At 68.8% G+C, this 3,140-nt stretch carries 3 protein-coding genes; 2 read left to right on the top strand and 1 reads right to left on the bottom strand.

What is annotated here, in order from left to right:
* Positions 1-103: 103 nt before the first annotated feature.
* On the bottom strand, positions 104-271 hold the full coding sequence (locus tag AC2A1K_RS35515; protein WP_483901056.1) for a hypothetical protein: 168 nt from the start codon (positions 269-271) through the stop codon (positions 104-106).
* A gap of 382 nt (positions 272-653) precedes the next feature.
* Between AC2A1K_RS35515 and AC2A1K_RS35510 the strand changes: the two genes are divergently transcribed.
* A complete protein-coding gene (locus AC2A1K_RS35510) occupies positions 654-1,241 on the top strand; it encodes a hypothetical protein (RefSeq protein ID WP_483901055.1) in 588 nt (195 codons plus the stop codon).
* Between the two features lie 164 nt (positions 1,242-1,405).
* Entirely contained in the window at positions 1,406-2,671 is a 1,266-nt protein-coding gene (locus AC2A1K_RS35505) for an IS256 family transposase (protein ID WP_483901054.1), read from the top strand.
* Positions 2,672-3,140 lie beyond the last annotated feature (469 nt).

Raw genomic sequence — 3,140 nt, 5'->3', positions numbered from 1 at the left:
CGTCGTCGGAGGTCGAGCCAGAACTTGCATCTTCGTTCGGCACAGCAGCGTCCTTCCCGACCACCCCGTCAATCACGGGAGTCGATCTTGGTCCGTCCGCTGCTTACACGGTTGTCGTGACACGCCCAAACCTGCCGCGCTCGAGCGCGAGGGTCGGCTCCGGCAACGGCGGCCCGACCGGGGCGCCGGTGTCCTCGCCGCCATCTCTGGTGAACAGCCACACCAGAACCAGCAGCGCGACGAGCGTCAGGCCCGCGAGCGCGATCCACACTGCGACCTCGCTGCCCGAACTCGCCGGGACCGGGGTCGGTGCCCCACCCCTCGGGCACCGGCCCGTACGGGTCGGCCATATCGGGGTCGGTGGGCGGGTCGATCGGAGCTCCGCCCGACTGACCGCCCGACTGACCGCTCGGCGGGCCTGGGGGCGCACCGGGTGGCCACCCGCCCCGCGGCGGGCGATCAGCCACGGCCGGCCCCCGCAGCCGAGGTCGTCGACGCGCCGCGGCTACTCGTGCCTGCCCGGCGGCCCCTTCACCCCACCGGCCTGCCGCCGATGCGGATCGGGGCCCTACTTCTCCCAGGGGCTGTGCGACCTGTGCCATGCCGGCTCGCCGAAAGCGCCGGGCTCGTGCAAGGACTGCCTGGGCTGGGGCGTGCTGCGCCAGCACAACTGGCGCTGCTGGGGATGCCGCGGCTGGCGCTCGCGCCACCCGCTCGCCGAATGCCCCTACTGCGCCCGGCAGATGCCGATCGGCGGGCACGGGGCCTGCCGGCTGTGCTGGCACCAGACCCAGACCAGCACCGCCACCACCGATGCGGTCGACATCGCCACAGCGAACCGCGACGGCCAACAGCTGTTCCTGGCCAACATCCACTCGCTGCACCAGCGCCGCGTCGACCACGAGATCGAGACGCCCCGCTGGCAACGCACCCTGCGTGGCGCGCACCCACCAGCGCCGCGCTTCGCGCCCGTCCTTTACCGCCAGCTCTCGCTGTTCACCGCGACCCCGGACCTTCGCCGCCTCGAAGTGCTGTCGACCGCACCGCTGCCCGCGATGTCGGACTACCTCGACGCAGTCCTGCAGGACAGCGCCCAGCACTACGGCTGGAGCGACCGCGTGACCGGCGACCCTCGCCCACCCCGCCCTCGACGCCGACACCCCCGCGCCGCGACAGCGGCGCTGGCCGACCTGTGGAGCCGTGGATCGAGCACCGCCACGCAACCGCACTACGCCCGATGAGACAGATGGTCCAGCCGGACACTGCACGAGAAACGGCCTACCCGTTGTTGTTGGACACTCCCACTTTCCGGCACATTCGGTGAACATTTCTAGCGGCGGGACTGTCCGATCGACGGTGTAACTGGTTCTGAGGCTCCGGGCGTGTCCCGGGGGAAGGACCAGTCGTGACCGACACGATCGAGCCTGTGCCGGCTCGGATCGATCAGCAGCAGCTCGCTCAGGAACTCGTGGAGGCCGCTCGCGCTGAAGGGGTCGAACTCGTCGGCCCGGGCGGGCTGCTCACCGGGCTGACCAAGACGGTCCTGGAGACCGCGCTGGACGCCGAGATGAGCGAGCACCTGGGCTATGACAAGCACGAGGCGGCCGGGCGCGACGGCGGAAACTCCCGCAACGGCACCCGCACCAAGACCGTGCTCACCGAGATCGGGCCGGTGGACATCGAGGTCCCCCGCGACCGCGACGCCTCGTTCGAGCCGGTGATCGTCCGCAAGCGACAGCGGCGTCTGGACGGGATCGACGAGATCGTGTTGTCGCTGACCGCACGCGGTCTGACGACCGGGGAGGTCGCGGCCCACTTCGAGGAGGTCTACGGCGCCAAGGTCAGCCGCGACACGATCTCGAGGATCACCGACAAGGTCCTCGAAGAGATGACCGAGTGGCAGAACCGTCCCCTCGACGCGGTCTATCCGGTGATCTTCGTCGACGCGATCTACTTGAAGGTCCGCGACGGACAGGTCACCAACCGACCGTTCTACGTGGTCATCGGCGTCACCCTCGACGGGCGCCGCGACATCCTGGGCATCTGGGCCGGCGACGGCGGCGAAGGCGCGAAGTACTGGCTCCAGGTCCTGACTGAGATCAAGAACCGAGGCGTAGACGATGTCTGCATCGCGGTCTGCGACGGTCTGGCCGGCCTGCCTGCCGCGATCACCACCGTGTGGCCCCCGACCCTGGTTCAGGCCTGCGTGCTGCACTTGATCCGCAACACCTTCCGTTACGCCAGCCGCAAGTACTGGGAGCAGATGGCCAAGGACCTGCGTCCGGTCTACACCGCACCCACCGAGGCCGCCGCCACGGAGCGGTTCGCCGAGTTCGCTGAGCGCTGGGGCGCGCTCTATCCGGCCATCATCACGCTGTGGCGCTCAGCCTGGTCGGAGTTCGTCCCGTTCCTCGACTATGACGTGGAGATCCGCAAGGTCATCTGCAGCACGAACGCGATCGAGTCGCTCAACGCCCGCTACCGGCGGGCGGCCAAGGCCCGCGGGCACTTCCCGACCGAGCAAGCCGCGCTGAAGTGCCTCTACCTCGTCACGAGATCCCTGGACCCGACCGGCAAGGGCCGGACCCGGTGGGCGATGCGCTGGAAGCCAGCCCTCAACGCCTTCGCGATCGCGTTCCCCGGCCGTATCGTCCCGTCAACCATCAACTGACCCATCCACGCCAGTTACACCGGTCATCGGACAGTCCCCTAGCGCGTCCTGAAGATCGACTATGCACACTCTGTGCGCACTATTTCCTTCTATGGTCGTTGTCTTCGGGTGGTGGCGGTAGGTCGGGCTGCGTTACTCGTCGCTGGCGCTCGAGGAGGGACGTCACGGCTGAGGTCGGTGAGGGCGTCGCGGGCCGGTTGGGTGCTGAGCTCGGCGAGAGCCTGTGAAGCCCCCGGGTTTGGTGGAGTCGGGTTGCGTGGTCCACGCGGTCACGGTGGCGAGCTTCTCGTACTCGATGGGCGTGAGCATGCCGGAACTCCGGTGGATACCTCTTCCACACGGGGCTAGGCCGTGTCTGACGGATCAAGGTAGCCAAGCCAGCAGGGCGCGGAAGGTGAGCGCGCCGCGGTAGTTGATGGCGTGCTTGTCGTAGCGGGTGGCCAGCCCGCGCCAGGCTTTGAGCTGGTTG

It is taken from the genome of Actinomycetospora sp. 2LY8.5 (assembly GCF_057180585.1).
This window is presented reverse-complemented; position numbering and strand designations above follow the sequence as displayed.